This is a genomic window from Sphingobacterium sp. UBA1498 (assembly GCF_002325125.1).
In the GTDB taxonomy this organism is placed as follows: domain Bacteria; phylum Bacteroidota; class Bacteroidia; order Sphingobacteriales; family Sphingobacteriaceae; genus Sphingobacterium.
On record NZ_DCRG01000004.1, the window covers coordinates 141,054 to 163,333 of the forward strand.

The window sequence follows — 22,280 nt, forward strand, 5'->3', positions numbered from 1 at the left end:
CGCAATTCCTCTTTATCCAATTTTATGGTTAGTAATCAATTGTTTTTTATCCACACCTCCTTTTCTACTTGTGTTATCCTATAGTTTCTCAGTGCATATATCGTACTTAGCGAAGTCAGTATATCAACATCCAGATTGATCCTGCCAGAATAGACTGTTGCATTTTCCAGCACCGATGGGTCAGCATGAATGCGTACATTATAAATACGTTCCAATTTTTTGATCAGATCTTTCGTAGACAGACGGTCTAGTACAAGCTGCTTTTTAGTCCATAAAATTTCATTCCCTTCCGCTTTACTATCCACGATGACTTTCTGCCGTTGCAGATCATATGTAATCAATTGACCTGGCACCATGGTGATGTCTTTGAAATGCGGACTGCTCAGTTCGACCTTGCCCGTAATTAATTCAATAGCCATTTTTTTATCCTCTTCATACGACGCTAGATTAAAGCTGGTGCCCAAAACTTTTACGGATGCGTTTTTTGTTCTAACGATAAACGTTGTACCCGTATGAGCGACATCAAAATACCCTTCGCCATTGAGGTATACTTCGCGGGGTTTGCCCAGCATATCTGGACTGTAGGTGAGGTATGAACCTGCATTGAGCCATACCTTGGAGTGGTCTGGCAACGTAAACTCCTGCCTTTTTCCGTAAGGAACAAATAGGGTATGGTATTGAGGTGTAGCTGCTTTAGGCTCAGGCCCCATCAAGTCGAGTATGTCAGATGAAACCTTTACGTTCAAAAATGAAATCGCATGGCTTTCGGTATGCGGATCAACAGAAATAAGCTGGAGGCTATCTTTGTGTGTATTCAACGTTTGGCTGATGGATGCTATCCTTTCGATATCTAGCGTCGGCTCCATTGCTGCATCCTTTGGAAAGAACAGCTTGAAGCAGACTAACAGGCACGCCACAGCTGCGAGCGGCCCAACATAGAATAGCAACCTACGCGTACGTTTTTTGGCTGTACTGCGGACAATCCGCTCAAAGAGCTTTGCCTTATCTTCTTTCGACAGGCCCTGCTCTGGCGTGAGGTTGAATATGTGCTTAAATTTTTCCTTCTTGGTTTTCACAAACTATGCTTTTATAACTATAGAGCATAATTTTCAAAAACATAGACTAAAATCTATTAAAAAAAATATAAAAAATAGTAAAAAGTTCAATGGGCTTCAATTCCACTTTTAATTGCTTGATTGCCCGAAAGGTCAATGTCCTGCAGGTCTCCACATTTACCCCCATCATTTGCGCAATCTCGTCGTAGGAAAAATCGAGGTAATAGCGCAAAAAAAGTACTTCCCGCTGCCGCTTCGGCAATGCATCTACCTTTTCTTTGATTACTTTCACGACACCGGCTTCCACCTCATCGTTGATGAGCTCAAGTTCGTGGCTATTCGTCCAATACATGTCTTCCGAAAGCGAGTCGATAGCCACAGTCTCCACCTTCAGCCGCAGCAGCTTCCGCCGCAACGCCGCGAAAAGATAATATTTCACCTGAACGTCCTTCGCTATTTTTGGATTATCAAATAAGTGCACAAAAAGGTCGTGGATACAATCCAACACGGTATCTTTATCATAATGATACTGCTTACCATAGCTGTACAAATCATCGATATAAGTATCGTAGATTTCCTCAAATGAACTTCGGTTACCCTGTATAAATCCAATCCAAGACATAAAAGCTGGTAGAAATTTTTCGCTAATTTCCTCTTTTTAATATTAATCTTACATGAAATAATGGTTATGTTATCACTTAGGTCTATTTCATCAAGACAAGAGCTGGAAACCCTCATGGCAAGTATAACAAATTTAAAATCAATAATCAAACTAAAAATAAGCCCGACCGAGTGTCCGCTTCTTATCCAGATTTAAGCCCTTACTTTTTTAATACCGCATCAAAAAATTGTTTATGCATTTTTTTTCGTACCTTAACCCATTACAAATTTTCAAATGAAAACACTAGGCAAAAAGATCAGGTTGCTCAGGCAACAAAAAGGTTGGACGCAACAAGATGTAGCAAAGAAATTAGACGTTTCAATTCCTGCATTTTCAAAAATGGAAACAGGGATTACAGATCTTAACCTCTCTCGGTTAAATCAAATCGCCAAGATATTTAATTTGACATTGGTGCAGCTGATATCCAATTCGGAGACAGACGACGTTAAAGATTACACCAAAGAAATAAGATTCCTGAACGAAAAGCTACAACAAAAAGGCGATGAGGTTATCCAGCTCCGCAAAAAAATCATTGAGCTCTATGAGCAATTAGAAAAAGATAATCCAAGGCCATAAGCTCCGGTAACGGAAGTCAACAGTCCTCTACAGCCAGCCTATCCACATTTTACAGCATAGCATACTGTCGGCAGAAAACTATTGCCCGCAATAGGAAGTATTAAGCCGAAAAGTTGTAAATTTGACAGCTGGCTTCAGATTTAAACCGCATAGGATCTGACCGTTGAAAAGTTTACTATGGATATTACTGCAGAAAATAAGCTATTGATTTCGCTTTCCCATGGCGACGAACAAGCTTTTTTTGCCTTATATGATCAGTATAGCCATGCCCTATTTTCCACTATTTTTCGAATGGTCAAAGATCGGCAGGTCAGTGAAGAGCTCGTGCAGGATGTATTTCTAAAAGTCTGGCAAAAAAGATCGACCATTGACCCCACTCGAAGTTTTAAATCCTGGATTTTTACAATTGCTAAAAATGATGTGATCTCCTGGTATAGAAAATTAGCGAAGGAAGCCGCGATGCAGGAAAATTTATACCAGCATTTTGAGCAGCTCTACCTAATGGAAAAAGAGGTTGATATCGAAGAAAAACAATCCGCATTATTAGAAAAAGCGCTCAACACCCTAAGTGAGCGTAGAAGAGAAATATTTGTGCTATGCAAAATAGAGCAGAAAAGCTACGAAGAGGTTGCTAAGCAATTGCATATTTCTGTATCCACCGTGAGTAATGCCATGGTCAAATCCAACCAACATATCCGCCAATTTGTGCAAGACCATTATGAAGAGATTTTAGCAATTCTTGTCACATTCTATTTTTTTTAAAAAAAACACCACAACGATAGTGTTTTTGCTAATAAGTTGCGTATTAACTTATAGATATGGCAAAAAAAATAGACAATATTTACAAGAACTATCTAGATGGAAGTATCAATCGTGTCGACCTCGATAGACTGCTCCACTATTTTGAACGTGCCAGCGACGAAGAGCTCGAACAGCTCACTTCTTTGGCCTCGATCGATATTGACGAACATCAAATCGATCCACCTTTTGCGTCCCATATCGCCCGTATTAAAGAAAGATTGGAAGATAGGCTAAATCAATCAGAAGGATTAAACCAAACGAACAAACAACCGCTTCGTTTAAGATACAAACAGCAGTGGTGGGCCGCCGCTTCCATTCTACTGGTTGCCGGATTGGCCACCTGGTTTTACCTCGCACAGCGCGTGGCACCTTCCGATATTGCTGCACCATCAGCACCTACCTTATATGTTAAAGATAAGTCTGGCAAAGAAATCGCCATTTTACCAAAAACAGATTCGGCTTGGCAGATCGGCGAAATCGCATTTGCTCGTATCGACAGCCAAACGGTTAAAGTCACCGCAACAGGAAAAACCCCAAGTCTGCAAACCATCTATACCCCCAATTCCGACTTTAGGATTATTTTGGAAGATGGCACCAAGATTACGATGAATGCAGCATCTACCCTCACCTTTCAGGTTCCTTTTGATGCTGTCAAAAGAGAAGTTTCTCTAGAAGGAGAAGGCTATTTCGATGTAGCTCACCAGGCACAAAGACCATTTACTGTACACGCTGGAGCCACAAACGTCGAAGTGCTGGGCACCGTTTTCAACGTACGAAATTATGCGAGTGACGGACAGGTCACCACCTCCCTGCTGTCCGGCCGGATCGCGTTGAGCAAATCCGGAACGGCTCAGCGCATTGTGCTTCATCCCGGGGAAACAGCCATCACCGACCACAATGGCATACATCGGGAACAGGTCGCGCCAAAGCAAGCTACCGCCTGGACCGCAGGCTACTTTGACTACCGCGATCAGTCGCTCCGGGTCATCCTCGCTGATTTGTCCAGATGGTATGGTGTCGAAGTCGATACCATCACACTACCTACCGATCAATCGATCTATATGAAGGTCCGAAAAAATATACCGTTACAGGAAATGTTGAACCTCTTAAACGAAGCAAGCGGCCTCCATTTTCAATTGGACAATAAAAAAATCACCTTAAAAACTACGTATAAAAAATAAAAACTAAATTTTACATTAACCTACATCTACCATGTCCTACCTAACCCCAAAGCGACCGGTATTTTTGCGGAAATACTTGAGTTTGGTCGCTGGAATTGCCCTGATGAGCATGATTGATCCCTACGAACTACATGCTCAACAGGTTCAATTAAATTTTAAAAATGCCGAGGTCAAAGAAGTGATTACAAGCCTATCGGATCGCTACGGCTACGAATTTGTTTTTGACGGCAACCTGTTAAAATCAGCCCGTCCGATCAGTGTCAACCTTAAACTCTCGAGCGTTGAGGACGCGTTGTCCATTTTGTTTAAGGATCAACCCTTCAGTTACCGTCTGGAAAACAAGCGCATCATCCTTTATCGCAAAGCGGCATCCACCACTGGTCAGCTTGTACGCGGTAAAGTAATCGACAGTTTGGGCCATACTATTCCCGGCGTGTCTATTCATAATCTACAGGATAATAGCCAGACGATGAGTTCCGGAGATGGCGATTTTGAACTGAATGTTGCCAGCTCCGCCGACATCCAGCTGTCCTTTAGCCATGTGTCTTTTAATGAAAAGGTCATGCGCTTCAGTCCAGAGCAAATGGCGCGGCCTGTGCGGGTCATGCTGAGCGCAAAAGAGTCTATGCTCAACGAAATTATGATCACAGGATATCAGCGCATCAGCAAAGAGCGTAGCCCTGGAGCATATACCATGGTCAACAATGACCAGTTAAACAAACAGATCAACGTCGACTTAGTTTCTGCGCTCGAAGGCCAGGTGGCCGGATTGACCTATATCAAAAACCCAACACGTTCTGATGCAGACAAGCCCATCCTTCGTGGTATCGGTACCTACTCCAATAGTGTCACTACCAATCCGCTTATCGTTGTGGACGACTTACCCACCGAGTTCACCCTGAGCGACATCAACCCCTATGACGTCGAGTCCGTTACCGTACTCAAAGACGCAACGGCAGCATCCATCTATGGCGCCCGCGCAGCCAATGGCGTTATAGTCGTCACCACAAAAAGAGGAAAAGGCCAAGGAGTTGCCGTCAACTTCAATGTCGATCAGTTCATCACGCAAAAACCGGATATCGCCAAGATGCATTACGCCAGCACATCCGATCTGATCGACTATGAAATCGATGTCTACAACAAAGAACGATCGCGCTATGCGAATACCGAATCTTTGTTCAATTACTATGGAAGATTGGGTAGTGGAAGTTTAAAATATTATTCACCGTTGTACGATCTATTCCGTAAAGAATCTACCGGGGCCATTAGCCAGCAAGAACGCGATGCGACGATCAATACCTGGCGCAACAACGATTATATTAAAGAATTTACCGACAATATCTGGCAGAATGAATCACGCCAACGGTATAACGCCAGCATTTCACAAAATTCCACCAAAAGCAACACCTTTGTTTCGTTTAACTACGATAAAGGACAGGGCCAGGTGCTCCATGAGAAGAATGAGAAATTCAACCTGTATTTGAAATCCAGCTACAACATCACCAAATGGTTAAATGCGACAGTGGGACTGAACGGTACCTACGGTGTCAACAAACAAACCGATGGTGTCTACAATGATCTGTTTTTACAGCCACGGTATACACGCATCAAAGATGAAGATGGCAACCTCGTGTATGCGCCTTACGTTGACCTTTCCAGTTCCGTCGGACCCGGATCGGCCATTAACGGCGAGACAGCACAACAGATTGCTGCAAACCCAAATTTAAAAAGTACCGCCTTTAATGTGCTTGAAGCCCTAGGCGAAGGCATCGAGAGCAACAAGAATCTAAGTCTTCGCGCATTTACAGCGTTGCGGGCCACCATTTATAAAGGACTCTCGTTTCAAACACAGTTTTCCTATGAATTGGGGCAAACTTCCCGTGAAAGCTTCTACGACGAAGATAACTACATGATGCGTGTTGCCTCAAACGCAATGGTCAGCTACAATGCAGCGACGGGAGTATACACCAAAAACCTGCCAGCAGGAGGCCGTTACTATCAATTCGAATCCAAACGGTACAACTATACGTTCCGGAATCAATTTAATTATGACAATACCTTTGGCCAATATGGTCAGCATCAGCTAACCGCCCTGGCCGGCTTCGAGATGCGTCAGTCGCATACACCGCGCCCGATCCAACAATTGCTTGTGGGGTACAATCCCGTCACATTGACCTCCACCACCATCGACTGGGCCACATTGAGTAAAACCGGTATATCGAGTTATATCTATGGGGGCAATGTCCGCTTGGGCGACTTAAATGGCGGTGCACAAAAAGAAACTTTACACCGCTATACCTCGCTGTATGCCAATGCCGGTTATACCTATAACAACAGATACAACCTTACGGGAAGCATACGCGTCGATCAGGCCGATCTCTTTGGGGTAGATCCAAAGTTTAGATACCGCCCATTATGGTCTGTCGGAGCAGGATGGAATGTCAGCAACGAAGACTTTATGAAAAACAGCGACTGGCTAAACTCGCTCAAGCTGCGTGCAACGTACGGCATTACCGGCAACGTCGACCAGGAAAGTTCCAGCTATGGTACGGCCACCTGGAAATCGGATAAGCTGTTTCCCTACCTGCAGTATCTCGAACAAAAATCGTTGCCCAATCCCATGTTGCGCTGGGAGAAAACAGCAACGACAAACTTCGGTGTAGATTTTTCAATTTTAGACAACCGCCTGTCCGCGACTATCGATGCCTATAATCGCTACAGCTCCGATTTGTTGATCAGTGCTATACTCGACCCAACCGTCGGAGCCAATTCACGTGTTATCAACAATGGGGCCTTACGCAACAGAGGGATCGAGTTTAACATCAATGGCGTGTGGCTCAAAAAGAAAGATTTAATAGCAAGCACCCAACTGGTATTCTCCTTCAACAAAAACAAGGTCGAAAAAGTAAATGGATTAACATCGACCGCGCAGTCCTATGTTGGTTCACCCAGTAATTACTTTTTTGAAGGAAATAGCTACAATTCCATCATGGCCTATCGCTATGCCGGCATGGTGAATGGTTATCCCTATTTTCTGGATCAAAACGGCGAATCCAATATTGTTTTTGATGAAAATGGCACCCCTACAAAGATCAATGATATCAATTCACCCGATGCATTGGTCAACTTAGGGACACTGTTTCCAAAATATACAGGATCCATCAATCAGCGTCTGCGCTATAAAGCTTTTGATCTTTCGGCGATGTTTGTCTTCTCCGGTGGACATAAATTGCGCAAAGATGCCATTGACTTCGCAAGCGATAAACTGACCAACGCAGGTTTGGTAAACCGCTGGGCAGAAGGGGCCGATAACGACTATCCCCGGTTACTGGTCGACTATCCAGACAAATTACGTACCTATGCGGGAAACTTATCTACCCTATGGCGCTATAGCGATCAGCAGATCGTTTCGGCAGATTACATCAAACTGCGAAACATAGCCGTAGGCTATCAATTGCCTAAGCAATTGGCCCATAAAGCCGGGATGCAAAACGTCAGATTGACGGCGCAGGTCAACAATTTATGGACATGGAGCGCTGCCGGCAATGATATCGATCCAGAATCCTATTCGCTCAATAGTGGCACACGCAATTTGCCGCTGGCCAAATCATTCCTGATGGGACTTGCATTAACTTTTTAACCCGAATCTACGATGACTATAAAAACCATAATGGCGGCATGTGCGACTCTGGTAGCCTTTACCGCCTGCAATAAATACCTCGACATTACACCAAAGGGATCCCAATTGGTAAGCACTACGCAAGATTATTACGATCTGGTGGCCTATCCCAATAGAGGCTACCCCGTCAATAATTTTCAGTACCTGGTCGATGACCAATACCTCAAAGAATCCAATGTGATCGGTTTGACGCCGAACATCAATACCATCAACTTTTTGTTTCAGGAAAAGGAAGACAGGGTCAGTCAAATCAACTCATCGAGCTTTTACAACCAGTGCTACAAATACATTGCACAGTGGAACATGATTATTTCTTTGGTCGACGAGAGTACAGGTGATAGCCAATTGAAAACCCTGGCCAAAGCCGAGGCCAAGATGTTTCGGGCATTTGATTATTTCCACCTCATCAATGTGTACGCCAAGGCCTATGATGCCAGCACAGCAGCGCAGGACGGCGGTGTCTGCATCATGGACAAATATGACCTGGAGGCCAAACCAGCCAAAGCAACCGTACAGCAGGTATACGATTTTATCCAAAAGGATATTGACGACGCTATACCCCATCTGCAGGAAAAACCCACCAATCCCTATCACCCATCGCTGGCCTTTGCCTATGCATTGAAAGCCAAGGTGCACCTTTTTAAAAGGGAGATTGCCGAAGCACAGGCGGCTGCCGAAAAAGCCATGCAGTTGAATGGACAGCTCATTGACCTGGTGCAGTACGAAAAATTAGGCGGACCAAGCAAGACGCCTATCATCGCCGAAAATAATCCCGAAGTATTGAGCTACATGTATATCAACGGGTACACCGAAATGAACTTTGGGTACAGCTACATGCTGAGCCCCGAGCTGACGAGTATGTTCGATAAAGAAGACAAGCGCTTTAGCCTATTCTATACCAAGACCAATGCCAGCTTTCTGGATATCGGCGCCGGCGCAAGTTACTACAATGTCAGGTACACCGCATTTTTCTTCCCTACCGTAGGATTAAAAACACCGGAAATCTACCTGATGCTGGCCGAATGTTACGCCCGTCAAGATCAATATGCCAAAGCCATCAGCCTATTGAATACCTTACGCAAAACCCGTATCGAAGGCGAGAAGGCGATCCTGCCGGTTCCGACAACACGAAAAGAAGTGATGGAATTGGTCATCAACGAACGTCGTCGGGAATTGCCTATTGGGTACCACCGTTTCTTTGACCTGAAACGCTTAAATCTCGAAAAAGAATATGCCAAGACACTCGTCCGTGTCTTCCCGATTGTCAATAAGACGGTCGAGCAAAAGACCTATACGCTGGCGCCAAACTCCAGGATGTACATCATTCCATTTCCATTGGATGCCATGAAGTTAAACCCAAACTTACGGTTAAATACAGACGAAGCCGTACCGTTTTAATAGATGCTATAACAAACACATGAAAAACAAAATTATCTTTAGTACCCTCGCCCTGCTTTTGTCTGGCTGTATAGTCCAAGCGCAGCAACCCGTGGAAAAGAAAGCCGATAAAACGGCTAGTAAGACCGATACGAAGACAGCGGCCAAAACAGATACGCTAAAAACAAAAAATGACCTCTATGAGGCCTACAGTAAAATTTTAAATAAAAAAAGAATTTCCCGTTCAGGCGTTTTTAATGTCATCGAATCCGAAAAGAAGTGGTACCTGGAAATACCCGATAGTATATTGAACCGTTATTTTCTGACCGTAACACGTCTGGTGTCGGCACCACAGGGATTTACGATGTATGGTGGCGAAAAGCTGAATGAGCAGACACTTTACTTCGAAAAAGGACTGGGCGACCGTATCCAGCTGCGGGCAGCAATTTACAAACAGGACGCGCCCGAAAACGATGCCATTCGTACGGCATTGATCCAGTCGCAGGAAGATCCCATTATCGCTATCTTGGATATCAAAGGACTACAAGCAGGGGGCAACAGTTATTTGGTGGAGGTGACCGACCTATTCCGAAAAGACAACGCCGCACTTTCCTTTGACAGCAGAATAAAAAGCGAAAATAAGCTATCCTCCTTGGCCGACGACCGTTCTTTCATTACCGATATGAAGGTATTTCCCATCAATCTGGAAGTAAAGACCACCAAAACCTACAGCTCCACCTCAGGTACGCCCGCAGCAACCGCAACCGGTTCATTGACCTTTACCACCAACACCTCTATGGTTCTGCTGCCCAAAGTACCGATGAACAAACGGATTTACGATGACCGCGTAGGATATTTTGCCAACAAGTATATTCTGTTCACCGACAAAGACCAGCGGTCCAAAGCCCTGAATTTTATACAGCGCTACCGTCTCGAGCCCAAAGCGAAAGATCTAAAACGCTACTTAAAAGGCGAACTGGTAGAGCCTCAACAGCAGATCGTCTATTATATCGATCCGGCGACCCCAAAAAAATGGCGCCCGTATCTGATTGCCGGCATCAACGACTGGAACCAGGCATTCGAACAAGCCGGATTCAAAAACGCCATTGTAGGCAAAGAATGGCCTGAGCAAGATACCACCATGAGCCTTGAGGATGCCCGATTCTCTGTGATCCGGTACTTTGCCTCCGAAAAAGCGAATGCTTATGGGCCACGCATATCCGATCCCAGAAGTGGCGAGATTATCGAAGCCCATGTAGGCTGGTATCACAATGTCATGAAACTTGTTCAGCAATGGTTTATGGTGCAAGTGGGCCCATTGAACAAGGCAGCACAAAAAATGCAGTTGGATGACGAAGTGATGGGGCAGCTGATCCGCTTTGTGTCGTCGCACGAAGTAGGGCATAGTTTGGGCCTTCGTCACAATATGGGCGCCAGTAGCCAAACGCCCGTAGAAAAATTGCGCGACAAGAAGTGGGTAGAAAAAAATGGCCATACCGTATCCATCATGGACTATGCACGGTTCAATTACGTGGCACAGCCCGAAGACGGTGTGGGGCTAGCCGGCATCTATCCCCGTATCGGCAGCTACGATAAATGGGCCATCCAATGGGGGTACCAATATCTACCCCAATTTTCGAGCGGCGAAGACGAGCAACTCTACCTCAGCAAACAGGTGACCGATAGCCTAACGGCCAATCCCAAGCTGTGGTTTGGCGGCGAAGGGAACGACGAAGACCCACGCGGCCAAAAAGAAGATCTTGGTGACGATGCCATGCTGGCTAGCCGATATGGAATCAAAAATCTAAAGCGTGTGGTTTCCAATTTGGTCGAATGGACCAATGAACCCGGCGACGATTACAGCAACCTAAAGGATATGCATAAAGCCGTGCGCGCGCAGTTCGACCGTTACCTGTACCATGTCTTAAAAAATATAGGCAGTCAGCAGATTACAAAAAAAGTACGTGGCCAAGCTGGCCCCGTCTATGCGGCCATCCCCAGAGAAAAGGTCAAATCGGCCATGCAGTATGTCAATGACAATGTATTTACTCCACCCCTATGGTTATATCCCCAAGACATTCAGGATCTGATCGGCAAAGATGCCAACAAGGAGATCAGCGATCAGCAAGAACAAATGTTGAATATGTTGATGAGTCCCGGCATGCTCTATAATGTCTACATGAAGTCTATCGCCAGTACAAATCCCTACGGCCTCAACGAATATCTGAATGATATTGGCGGAGCGGTATGGACCCTGCCCCTGGAAGACAGCCGTGTGGCCGTATTTAAACGCGCACAACAACGCTATTTTCTTGAAAAAGTCAATCAACTTATCAATCCCAAAATCGCACAAGGATCCGATATCATTTCACAAGCACAGCGCAGCGATGTACAGCTGTATGTCCGAAATTATCTGAGCACTCTCGTACCGGCAATTAATCAACTTGTCGCAAAACAAAAAGATCCATTAAATAAACAACACCTCGAGCTGATGTTGCTCGAAATTAAACGCATTCAAAATCAAAGCTTACTCGAGCGCTCATCAGCCATTTAAAACAAAATAAACGCATGAAAAATAAACTAAAAGGAATTTACATCACCTGCTTGATCAGTATTCTCATGATTTCCTGTCAATCCAGCCACGGGCAAGATGTCGCACAAGCACAACGCGACCGATTGTTTAAAAGCTATATGGAGGTAAAAAAGGACATCCAGGATGAAAATTTTGCCAGCGGCAAAGCACATGCCGTTCAGTTGGAAAAAGAAGTTCAGAACTTTCGGCTGAAAGGATTGCAGCTCGACGACATGATGCGTCTAAAGAAGGTAAGCCAAACCATGAAGGCCGATGCAGCCGTCCTGAAAGCCGCACAAGATCTAACCGCCATGAAAGCGACTTTTTCTGCCCTTACGCAATCCCTCTTTACCATTATGGAGACGATGAAATGTACCGACGAGGCCGTCTACCTACAATACTGTCCGATGGAAAAAGGGTATTGGTTAAGCTACGACAAGACGATAGAAAATCCGTACGCAGCCTCGATGCGCAATTGTGGCCAAGTGGTCAAGGGAATGGCAACAGCCGATTATCCCGAGCCCGTTGCCTGCCATTAATTATCGCTCAAAATCTATGCAAAATATCTATAAGAGGCTATCTAGATAGCCTCTTTCTTTTTGATGTCCGTACATTTCCAAGCGCTACTTCCAACCAACATTTTCCCTTTTATCAAAACAGACGCTAAAGCGTCACAAACTTGGCTGATAATTTCTTTCGGCATGTTATTTAATTGTGGCCGTTTTTTTGTTATATTTAGAAACACGACAATCTACTGTCATATATACCCATAAATTTGTATGCGAAGTGTAGCGATCGAACAATCTGATTTTGACCGGGCAGTTTTTGACCTTGTACCTCTTCCCATGTGGATCTATGATCTGGATACATTGCATTTTCTTGCAGTAAATAAAGAAGCCATCCATCATTACGGGTATAGCGAGGAAGAGTTTAAGCAGATGACGATCAAAGATATTCGCCCGCGAGAAGACATTCCAAAATTGGAGGAAGCCGTAGAAAGAACCAAAAGTCGACGTACAAAGTTTAAGAAAAGTATATTTAGACATCAGAAACGTGATGGTCGCATCATGTATGTACAGATTAAGGGCAACACCATCGATTTCAAGGGCAAGAGAGCGGAAATCGTTACCGCCACCGATTTAACGGAGCTCTATGAAAAAGAGCGAAATTTAACCAAGGCTTATGAAGAGCTTTCCTTCAGCGAGCGAAGATATCGGTCATTGATTGAAAATGGCCGCGATCTGGTTGCCATCATTGGCCTGGAAGGCAACTATAAATATGTAGCCCCGACCTCCAGTACCGTTTTGGGGATTGAGGCCGACGCATTCTTAGGCAAAAATGCATTTGATTTTATCTATGAAGAAGATGCCCCCCACGTCAAGGAGCAGCTTGGCAAAATAACAGAGTCGAAGTCTGTTAGTATAAATGCGTATCGATTTCCTGATGCAAACGGCGATCTGCGCTGGTTTAAAACGGAATTATCCAACCACCTCAATACACCGCTGATTGAAGGGATTATCGCCACCACACACGAAGTTACTGCCGAAATAAAAGAGAAAATCGTTAATGATCTTTTTACCGAACTGATGTCAACATTTTCAAAGTCTATATCGTTGGTATCCTCGCTCGATCAGGCCCTTCAGCAGCTTGTACTGCTCCCCAAAATACGCATGAGCGAAATATGGTTAGTTGCGCCAGACCACAGTGAGTTACACCTCGTCTCGAGATCAGTACAGCAGCGTAAGTTCGACCTCTTTTACCAACAGACACAGGGCTTTACTTCCTGTACAGAAGGATCGGATTTGGCAGGCCGTGTCTGGAAAGAAAAAAAGGTGCTTGTTTGGGATAATCTCAGCGAAAATCAGCATTTCCTACGCGCTGAAGCCGCCCAGATGGTGGGCCTTTCCACAGGCATTGGTCTACCGATCATGTACGGCGATGAATTTCTGGGCTGCATCGTATGTTTTTCCACAACTTCGCCAGCCGTCCTTGCGGAGAAAATCACTTTGTTGACCCATATAAGTGAAAAGCTTGGCCCACTTGTCAAACAGAAAGTGACAGAAGAAGAATATCGTAACGTATTTAATATATCTTCAGATCCACTTTGTATTGTTGGTTTTGACGGCTATATCAAGAAATGTAATACCGCTTTTGATCTTCTAATGGGGTATCAAAAGCCCTATCTGTACACTACAGCAATTTTTGAGCTCATTTATCCCGATGATCAGGCACGTGCAGCTGAAGCGCTATCATTATTAATAAGCGGACAACTGACCGACCGTTTTTCAGGCCGGTTTTTAACGGCTCAGGGCGAAGTCAAATGGTTACAATGGTCCGCTACTGTCGCAGCGGAATCCAAAACAATTGTAGCCGTAGGGAAGGATATTACCAAACAAAAGCTTGCAGAACAAGCGTTACAAACGGCTTATGAACAGTTAAAGACCGCACAAAAAATCGCTAAGTTAGGCTATTGGTTTAGACCCATAGATTCAGATATATCCGAATGGAGTGAGGAGGTATACACGATTTATGACTGTTCACCTGACACCTTTATTCCAACGACAGAAAATGTAAAAAAGACCTTGCCGCTTAAACATGGGCATCTGATGGAGAGTAATGCCTTATTTCATCTTGAGCACGGAACGACCAAAAGCTTTGAGCACGAAATCATTACCCTTTCGGGAAAGTTGAAATGGGTGCATCAAGAAGTGAGATTGGTTTCAGATGAGCAGGGGAATACCGTTAAAATTGAGGGCACAATACAAGACATTACGGCTTCCCGTCAGGCTATGGATCAAATCAAGAAACAGAACGACACCCTTCATGAAATAGCCTGGATGCAGTCTCACATCATCCGCGCTCCACTGATACGTATCATGAGCTTAATTTACCTTTCAAGGGAATTAGACGGGGGTGGAAAATCTACGCCCGAAATTATGGATCTGATTATGGATTCCGCAAAAGAATTAGATGAAGTGATTGCGCAAATCACCGTTAAAACAAACCTTATTCATCACGAACATGGAACAGATACTACTGATAGATGACGACGCTGTTATCAATTTTATACATGAAAAAATCATTTCGAGCGTCTATCCCGATGCGGCTGTTGTTATTTTAGAAAATGGACAGAAGGCGGTTGATTATATCCAAAAAAATCAGCAAAACTCTTATCTCGTGTTTTTGGATATCAATATGCCCATTATGGATGGCTGGGAATTTCTGGAAGCGATGCAAGATTACCCCAACAAGGAAAACTTAAATATACATATGCTAACTTCTTCGGTAGATTTAAGAGACCGAAGCCGAGCGGAAGACAACAGCATGGTGCGCTCTTTTCTTCCAAAACCCTTAACAAAGGACGTTTTAAGATCGATACCCTTTGGAGAGGAGCCGGCATAAGTAAAAAAATTATTTGACTCAAGGACTATTAATGAAAATCCCGCCCCCGGATTGCTTGCTTATTATTGGCATAGCCAATTTCTACGTTTTCTACTTTCGGTGCAATAGCTTCAGGCGTTTCCCCATCTTTTTTACAGGATACTAATAGCGCAGATAAGAGCATACATGCCAGGATTATTTTTATAGGTTTCATGATAAGGTATAGTTTACATAAATGCAATGTAGTTGCAAATATAAAATAAAAGCAATATAGTTGCAATAGTAAATACATCAAATCTTCTCAAAATATCCTCATATTGTCTCAACAGGCAATACCTATCCTTTCTATGCTGTACATTTAGGGTTCAAATCACACCAATTATATGCAGTATCTTGAATTTAAACATAACTATGTTATCTGGAGTCCGAAAAGCATCTTGACCATGCTACAAAGATCGCGTCTCTCCCTTTCAGCGTAAACAACCAATACTTATTAATAAACATTAGCACATGAATTTTAAAATGAACAGTTTTAAAGTGGCTACTAAATTATTGCTATTCAGCAGCAGTTTATCTGCTGGAGCCGCTTACGCATTGCCCCATGCCCCCTATGTTCAGGAAGCCCAAACTACAATCAAGGGCAGTGTCAAGGACGAGCAGGGCAACCCCATTGTTGGTGCCACTGTCACCATCAAGGGTGGCACCACCCGTACCTCTACGGATGCCAACGGTGTATTTACATTGAATAATGTGGAGAAAAATGTCGTCCTTATCATCCGAATGATTGGCTTTACCTCCAGGGAAATTGCCTATAATGGCTCTTCCAGTGTAAATGTGCAATTGCTGTCAGACACGCAGCAGCTTGAGGAGGCTGTCGTGGTGGGTTACGGTACACTCGACAAAAAAGAATTGACCAGTGCCGTATCGAGCATCAAGCAGAAAGACATGGTCGCGGGGGCTGTATCACCGCTCTTGGCGATTCAGGGAAAAGTACCCGGACTCAGTGTACTTTCCAACAACGGCACGGATCCCAATGCAGGTATCTCTTTGCAATTGCGCGGTGTCAATTCGGTCAATGCCTCACAGGGTCCCCTGGTGGTTATTGACGGTGTTCCCGGGGGCGACATCAACTCCGTTGCGAAAGAAGATATTGAAACCATCAACGTACTTCGGGATGCCTCTGCGGCAGCGATCTACGGCACCCGGGCTTCCGGTGGTGTCATCCTGATCACCACCAAAAGACCTCAGGTTGGCAAGGCGCAAGTGAATTTTACGTCCGAATACTTTGTCGAAACCATCCGCAAACGTCCACAGGTATTATCGGCAGAGAAATTTGTCGAATATGGGCTCGGTGAAGACCTCGGACACCGTACAGACTGGTATGATGAAGTTACTAATAACAATCCATTTAGCCATCGGCAGGTCGCCAACATCAGCGGCGGATCCGAAAACGCCAATGTCTATACTACGTTTACCAAACGCGACGCCAAAGGGATGGCGATCACGTCCAAACGGGAAGAAATCGGCGGACGCATCAACAGTGCATTTAAATTTTTCGACGGCTTTGCGGAGTTGAGTACCAATGTAAGCTACAACCAAGTGAAAGCGTTTGGATCTAACGGAGACATCTTCAACAACAATGACATTTTTAATATGGCCCTGGTGATGAATCCTACCCAAACACCTTACGACGCCAATGATGTCAGCGGATACAATGTATTGGAGGGAGGATATGACACCTGGAATCCTGTTGCAGAAGCCCGCCTACGCAGCGATGAAAAGCAATTCAAATACCTGTTGGCCAATGCGACCTTAAAATTAAACCTCACAGAACACCTGACCACCAGTGCGACCATCGGCGTAAAAAACAACAGCGAGCATGGCAACTATTACCGATCGGCGCAACATCGTATTTCGCGGGAAAATAATGTGGATGGATTTGCCAAACAATATTATAGCCGATTCAATGACCGCATCTTTGAGTGGACCGCCAACTACACCAACCGATGGGCCGAACATTCTTTAAATGCAGTAGCAGGCTACAGCTATCAAGATTTCAATGGACAAGGGTTTTCTGCCGAAAACTCAAATTTTCCTGTGGATGGTATTGCCGAAAACGACATGGGTACAGGTACCTATTTACCAGACGGTCGGGCAGGTCTTGGATCCTGGAAAAACCCATGGGTCAAACTTGCCGCCTTCTTTGGCCGTGTCAACTATTCTTATCTAGACCGCTATATCCTCACTGCTACGGCACGATATGAAGGATCCAGCAAATTTGCCCCTAAAAACAGATGGGGATTCTTTCCCGGACTGTCCGCAGGCTGGCGCATATCACAGGAGCCCTTCCTCAAAGATGTTAATTTTATCAACGACCTGAAACTCCGCGCAGGCTATGGCGAAACGGGCAATGAAGGCTTTGATGCAAAAGTGGCAACACGGATGTATAGTGCCGACACCTGGTTTCTGCAAGATGGCAAATGGTTTAGAACCTATGGCGTGAGACACAACCAAAATCCCGATATCAAATGGGAGGTCAAAAAAGAATACAACCTTGGCCTGGACTTTTCTGTACTGAACAATCGCTTAAGTGGCCGTTTTGATATCTATAAGCGAAAAATTGATGACCTCATCTATGAGATCAGCGTATCCCAACCCCCTGCGATATACGACAAAACCACTATGAACGTAGGCAGTATGCAAAATACGGGGTACGAGTTTGAACTGAACTTCAAAGCCGTAGACAACGAAAATTTCAGTTACACAACAAGCCTCGTGGGTTCACATAATAAAAGTAGGCTCAACACCTTGTGGGGTAGTCAGACCTTTACCGACCGGAAGGACTTTCCGGCCCCCGGCTCACCAGGATCTGCGGTAAGGTTATATCCAGGCCAAGACATCGGGCAATTCTTTATTTGGAGATTTGCAGGGTTCACCGATGATGGCTATTGGAAACTTTACGATAAGGAAGGCAACGCATTTGATGTACGTGACCGTAAAAAAACTCCCGAAGATAAATCGTTTGTCGGCAATGCCATTCCCACACTACAGCTTTCCTGGAACAACCAGTTCAGCTATAAAAACTGGGATGCCAGTATCTACATGCGCAGCTGGATCGGACACGATGTGTTCAATATGATCAACATGTACTATAGCCTACCTAATGTAAAAGGTCAGAATGTTTTGGAAGAAGCCTACGACAAACATAAAAATATCAAGGGAGAAAAAGAGCTGAGTGATTACTGGTTAGAGAAAGGCACCTTTCTTAAGGTTGACGCACTCAACATCGGTTACCGCTTTAACCAGAATTGGATCAAGCCCTTAAAGTCCATGCGGATATATGCCACCGCACGCGACCTCTTTGTATTTACAAACTATACGGGGCTAGATCCGGAAGTCAATATCAATGGTCTCGAACCGGGCTTCGAAGAGCGCAATGTCTATCCCAAGACACGGACTTTTATGATGGGTTTACAAGTAAATTTTTAAAGCTAGCAGGACAAACATGAAAAAATATATTTCCATAGCCACCCTATCCGTAGCCTTGCTGCTATCCGGATGCACCAAATTGGATCAAGAATTCTATAGTTCGGTCACACCGGACACCTTTTTTAAAAGTGAAAAAGACATCAAAGCTGCCTTATTTAGACCATTTACCCATGCCAAATGGTATATGGGCGAAGACCGCTGGCGCTTGCAGGAATACACAGCGGACAATTTTGCCATCACCACGAAAGGACGTCATTGGTACAATGGAGGCGAAAATGAAAGGTTTCATTACCACCAATGGACAGCAGATGAAAACTGGATTTGGGAAAGCTGGCGCGGTACGCTGATGGGTGTTGCCCTGGCGCTTGATGCAAAGAGCGACCTGAGCAAACTGGACTACAGCAAATTTGCACTTACAGAAGAACGCCAAGCAGCAGACCTGGCGCAACTCGATGCCTTGATCGCCTATTTCTATCTGCGCGGGTTAGATTATTTTGGCGGTATGCCTATTTTCGAATCCCTAGACCAAGAATCCCTGCCGCGCAATAGCGATCAGGAGCTCTTTGCACATATCGAGAAGCTGCTCAAAGCAGCGATAGAGAATCTACCGGCAAAGAAGGCCGGCGACAGAGAAGAAGGGGCAATCCGAAAAGCTGCAGCTGCCGCCATGCTGGCACAGCTCTACTTCAATGCAGAGGCCTATATCGGGAAAGCCATGTACGCTGAAAGCCAAAAGTTAGCTCAGGATATTGTCAATAAAGTTTATGGCGACTACAGCTTGGATACCAAATGGAACGGCGTACATGGATTTAAAAACCACGAATCGCCCGAGATGATTTGGTCTATGCCATCTGAATTTAAAAAACTTGAATACAACTGGTTTTATGCAGATTTTTACCATTATAATACCAAGCAGTTCTTCGACCAAGATATGGGCGGCAACAATGGCGCCCACCTGACCCCATCCAAGAAACCCAATGGCTCCCTTTATGCAGCAGACTTTAAGCTAGGTTCACCTTTTGAAACTTTCGACCAAGGCGATCTCCGCAAAGCACCCTATGTCTATCATAGTGCAGATCAATACGAAGGTATGTTTATCGTAGGCCCGCATAAGACCCCAAGCGGCGAGACCATTGTTGGCGGTGAAGAATATAAAGATGAGCCGCTAGACTTTGTCGACCAGGTAGCTCACTTTTCAAAAGTTGGTCCTGGCAAAGAATATAGCTCCATTGACCAGCTGCCCTCAAAGATGTCCGAAGGTGAAGAAAACACTGGCGTCCGTCTTGTTAAGGTTCCTATTCCCAATTTGGCTAACAATGAGTTACGCTGGGGAGCGGATCTACCCGCTATTCGTCTTGCCGAAATTTATTATATGCTTGCCGAATGTGAATTCAGGTTAGGAAATAAGGAAAAAGCTGCAGCACTATTCAATACTGTCCGAAAACGAAATTTTGCGCAAGAGCAGGATCCGAATCCCGTAACAGTTACAAACATCGACAAGTACCGTATTTTGGATGAATGGAGTATTGAATTTTTAGGCGAAGGACGCCGGCGTACCGATTTGATCCGATGGAAAGCATTCACCACAGAAAAATGGTGGGATCATAATCCCAGCACTTCGGCCCATCTGAATCGCTTTCCCGTACCCAATAAGGCCATTGCAGGCAACAATAGTCTGACACAAAACCCTGGCTATTAAAGCGCGAAAAGAATCGATTTAAACGAATAGAGCCCAGTCTGATTTAGTAAACAGGCTGGGCTCTTCAATTTTACACTAAACCCTTGATTCAATCATCCCTGTTTCTTCTGAGCAAGTCATGATATAGGGAAAGCCAATCCCTTTGGGAAATGGCCCATAATAAAAAACAGGAAATCAAATCCCTTCCATGAATTGATATGTAAACAGCTGCGGATAGTTTTTTGGGAGCTCAGTTGTCAGGTTATGCATTTGGAAATCATCATTTCTAATTCTGCCATCCGGATCCATGAGTACGTAGCGCGGAATTCCGTTAAATTTAAATAATTCGCGTAAGGCCCTATATTCATCTGCAGAAACCCGATAAGATTCAAACATGCTATTTTTAACAATATAGTCTTTATAAAACTCCATATCTGGCGTCCCTTCACTATCTGTTATAAAAACAAACACCACATTCGGATGATCTTTGAGTTTCAGACGTTTCCCTTGCGTTGATTCAATACCCGATCGGCAGGGGCCGCACCACTGTGCCCAAAAGTCCACGACAACGACTTTACCACGATACTTATCTGTCATTTTTTTAAAAACGGCGGCAGCATCGGTTTGGGGTAGTACATAGCCGTTTCTGGACTTCCATACACGGTCTGCCAGACTGAGCGCTTCACCTTTTAGATCCTCGTTCGTCAATATGGCCCGCAACTGATCAGTAGTTTTTGCTATCGCGGCTGCATCGGCAGCACCATTTAGTGCAGATTGTAATGTACGTAGTTTTGCTACTTCAGAGACCAACGTATTGGCTATAGTAGGGTTTGCTTTTCGATTTGCCGAATCCAATACAAAATAGAAGTCCTTTTGGCGTTTACCATTTAAGGCATCACGACTAAATAGTGTCGAATACTCGAATCGGTTGATAAAGGTAGAAAATTCATTTTGTGTCAAAATAGCCGGATCATTAAGGTCTAAGCGCGCTATAAAATCAAAATAATCATGAGGGAGTGGCTCTTGTAAGAAGGTATTTGTCGGATTGTTCCTTAAATAACTATTTCGATCCATTTCCATATCCATTAATTGAACGGCATAATAGAGCGCAACATCCGTTCGGATCAGGTTTTTTAACTTGACGGAGAAGTTGGATTTTGCCAAACGCTTGTTTACATCATTTTGCACCGAATCCCATTCCGCAACAACCTGCTTTTTGTTTGCTGAAATAGTATTCTCTTTCAACATTTTTTCCAGACCTTGATAAAAGGCGCGCGGATTCTTCCCCCAATTGAAATCTTTGAACTGCTGATTATCAACAGCAAGCGGACCTTCATAACCTATTAGTTCTACATTTTGATCTGCAGTCATTTTAAATCGTAAGGCTAGTGTTTGCCCTGGTTCGATATAATAATCAAATAGGTTATCTTTAAATCGAATATAGGTTGAAATATACTAACATGAGCGAAGCGCATTCATTTATTAGCATGCTATATTACTTACTATAACATTTTTTCGTAATTTATTAAGTTTATAAAAGGTGCTCCTCTAACATCAATTGATTAAAGGGGAGTTTTTATATAATTAAAGCCACTCCCTTTTCGGAAATAGCGGATCAGTCTGAATTATTATACTATTTATCCTAGAATTGTAGGTGTAATGCAAGGAATATAAAAAGGGCTACCATTAAATGATAACCCTTTACAATATCTAAGGAAGAGAGTTAAATTGCGGAATTGTATCCAGAACCAAGATAACCTAGTCTTCCTTTTTTATCTTTAATATACTTAACGTATCTTTATCTCAAATTATAAAACCTATTACAAAGAT

At 44.2% G+C, this 22,280-nt stretch carries 15 protein-coding genes; 11 read left to right on the forward strand and 4 right to left on the reverse strand.

What is annotated here, in order from left to right; all coding sequences use genetic code 11:
• Positions 1-35 precede the first annotated feature (35 nt).
• Complete coding sequence (locus tag B3139_RS03480) at positions 36-1,076, reverse strand: FecR family protein (protein ID WP_293879798.1); 1,041 nt, start codon at positions 1,074-1,076, stop codon at positions 36-38.
• Positions 1,077-1,122: 46 nt separating this feature from the next.
• A complete protein-coding gene (locus B3139_RS03485; protein ID WP_293879800.1) occupies positions 1,123-1,677 on the reverse strand; it encodes an RNA polymerase sigma factor in 555 nt (184 codons plus the stop codon).
• Between the two features lie 273 nt (positions 1,678-1,950).
• Here B3139_RS03485 and B3139_RS03490 point away from each other — a divergent pair, with 273 nt between their 5' ends.
• The 9 genes from B3139_RS03490 to B3139_RS03530 all read left to right on the forward strand — a co-directional run bounded on the left by B3139_RS03490 (position 1,951) and on the right by B3139_RS03530 (position 15,304).
• On the forward strand, positions 1,951-2,292 hold the full coding sequence (locus B3139_RS03490) for a helix-turn-helix domain-containing protein (RefSeq protein WP_293879802.1): 342 nt from the start codon (positions 1,951-1,953) through the stop codon (positions 2,290-2,292).
• Between the two features lie 177 nt (positions 2,293-2,469).
• Positions 2,470-3,054 carry an RNA polymerase sigma factor gene (locus B3139_RS03495; protein WP_209579346.1) on the forward strand — a complete coding sequence of 195 codons (585 nt, stop codon included), beginning with the start codon at positions 2,470-2,472 and terminating at the stop codon, positions 3,052-3,054.
• 56 nt (positions 3,055-3,110) lie between these two features.
• Positions 3,111-4,274, forward strand: coding sequence for a FecR family protein (locus B3139_RS03500; protein ID WP_293879806.1), 1,164 nt, complete (start codon positions 3,111-3,113; stop codon positions 4,272-4,274).
• A gap of 31 nt (positions 4,275-4,305) precedes the next feature.
• Entirely contained in the window at positions 4,306-7,914 is a 3,609-nt protein-coding gene (locus B3139_RS03505) for a SusC/RagA family TonB-linked outer membrane protein (protein ID WP_293879808.1), read from the forward strand.
• A gap of 12 nt (positions 7,915-7,926) precedes the next feature.
• Complete coding sequence (locus B3139_RS03510) at positions 7,927-9,351, forward strand: RagB/SusD family nutrient uptake outer membrane protein (RefSeq protein WP_293879810.1); 1,425 nt, start codon at positions 7,927-7,929, stop codon at positions 9,349-9,351.
• Positions 9,352-9,370: 19 nt separating this feature from the next.
• Entirely contained in the window at positions 9,371-11,884 is a 2,514-nt protein-coding gene (locus B3139_RS03515; RefSeq protein WP_293879812.1) for a zinc-dependent metalloprotease, read from the forward strand.
• 14 nt (positions 11,885-11,898) lie between these two features.
• Positions 11,899-12,441, forward strand: coding sequence for a DUF3347 domain-containing protein (locus tag B3139_RS03520; RefSeq protein ID WP_293879814.1), 543 nt, complete (start codon positions 11,899-11,901; stop codon positions 12,439-12,441).
• 240 nt (positions 12,442-12,681) lie between these two features.
• Positions 12,682-14,949: a PAS domain S-box protein gene (locus B3139_RS03525; protein WP_293879816.1), complete on the forward strand. Its 2,268-nt coding sequence runs from the start codon at positions 12,682-12,684 to the stop codon at positions 14,947-14,949.
• Positions 14,924-15,304: a response regulator gene (locus B3139_RS03530; protein ID WP_293879818.1), complete on the forward strand. Its 381-nt coding sequence runs from the start codon at positions 14,924-14,926 to the stop codon at positions 15,302-15,304. Before B3139_RS03525 ends, B3139_RS03530 begins: the two co-directional genes overlap by 26 nt.
• Positions 15,305-15,332: 28 nt before the next feature.
• Here the strand turns inward: B3139_RS03530 and B3139_RS03535 are convergent, their stop codons facing one another.
• The gene (locus tag B3139_RS03535) at positions 15,333-15,497 is read right to left on the reverse strand and encodes a hypothetical protein (RefSeq protein ID WP_293879820.1); all 165 of its coding nucleotides are present in this window, start codon (positions 15,495-15,497) and stop codon (positions 15,333-15,335) included.
• Positions 15,498-15,793: 296 nt separating this feature from the next.
• On the opposite strand from B3139_RS03535, the gene B3139_RS03540 reads away from it, so the two are divergent.
• Together B3139_RS03540 and B3139_RS03545 are read left to right on the forward strand one after the other, a co-directional pair.
• The gene (locus B3139_RS03540) at positions 15,794-18,772 is read left to right on the forward strand and encodes a SusC/RagA family TonB-linked outer membrane protein (protein ID WP_293879822.1); all 2,979 of its coding nucleotides are present in this window, start codon (positions 15,794-15,796) and stop codon (positions 18,770-18,772) included.
• Between the two features lie 16 nt (positions 18,773-18,788).
• Entirely contained in the window at positions 18,789-20,471 is a 1,683-nt protein-coding gene (locus tag B3139_RS03545; protein ID WP_293879824.1) for a RagB/SusD family nutrient uptake outer membrane protein, read from the forward strand.
• A gap of 174 nt (positions 20,472-20,645) precedes the next feature.
• On the opposite strand, the gene B3139_RS03550 is transcribed toward B3139_RS03545, so the two are convergent.
• Entirely contained in the window at positions 20,646-21,821 is a 1,176-nt protein-coding gene (locus tag B3139_RS03550; RefSeq protein WP_293879826.1) for a TlpA family protein disulfide reductase, read from the reverse strand.
• Positions 21,822-22,280: the final 459 nt, after the last annotated feature.